Annotated in this window: 1 protein-coding gene; it reads right to left on the bottom strand. The window is 67.4% G+C overall.

Going from position 1 to position 1,009, the window contains the following annotated elements; genetic code table 11:
* A partial coding sequence (gene ispG / locus ACSLTV_RS36095; protein ID WP_435613732.1) for a flavodoxin-dependent (E)-4-hydroxy-3-methylbut-2-enyl-diphosphate synthase occupies positions 1-1,009 on the bottom strand: 1,009 nt, incomplete at both ends.

The raw sequence follows: 1,009 nt of genomic DNA on the forward strand, positions 1-1,009 counted from the left end.
TCTGCTCGGCGATCTTGAGGGCCTCCTCGATGAGGGTCTCCACGATCTTCGACTCCGGGACGGTCTTGATGACCTCGCCCTTGACGAAGATCTGGCCCTTGCCGTTGCCGGAGGCGACCCCGAGATCGGCCTCGCGGGCCTCGCCGGGGCCGTTGACCACGCAGCCCATGACGGCGACGCGCAGGGGAACCTCCATCCCCTCCAGACCGGCCGTGACCTCCTCGGCGAGCTTGTAGACGTCGACCTGGGCCCGGCCGCAGGACGGGCAGGAGACGATCTCCAGACGGCGCGGACGCAGACCCAGCGACTCCAGGATCTGACTGCCGACCTTGATCTCCTCCACCGGCGGCGCGGACAGCGACACCCGGATGGTGTCACCGATGCCCTGGGACAACAGCGCACCGAACGCCACCGCCGACTTGATCGTCCCCTGGAACGCCGGCCCCGCCTCCGTCACCCCCAGATGCAGCGGATAGTCACACTGCGCCGCCAGCTGCTTGTACGCCTCGATCATCACGACCGGATCGTTGTGCTTCACCGAGATCTTGATGTCCCGGAAATCGTGCTCCTCGAACAGCGACGCCTCCCACAGCGCCGACTCCACCAGCGCCTCCGGAGTCGCCTTGCCGTACTTCTGCAGCAGACGCCGGTCCAGCGAACCCGCGTTCACCCCGATCCGGATCGGCGTGCCGTGCTCCTTGGCCGCCTTCGCGATCTCCCTGACCTTGTCGTCGAACTGCTTGATGTTGCCCGGATTGACCCGGACCGCCGCACACCCCGCCTCGATCGCCGCGAACACGTACTTCGGCTGGAAGTGGATGTCCGCGATCACCGGGATCTGCGACTTGCGCGCGATCACCGCCAGCGCGTCCGCGTCGTCCTGCGTCGGACACGCCACCCGCACGATCTGACACCCCGACGCCGTCAGCTCCGCGATCTGCTGCAGCGTCGCACCGATGTCCGACGTACGCGTCGTCGTCATCGACTGCACCGAGACCGGGGCGTCACC

The sequence above is a fragment of the Streptomyces sp. bgisy159 genome, assembly GCF_965341775.1.
GTDB lineage: Bacteria > Actinomycetota > Actinomycetes > Streptomycetales > Streptomycetaceae > Streptomyces.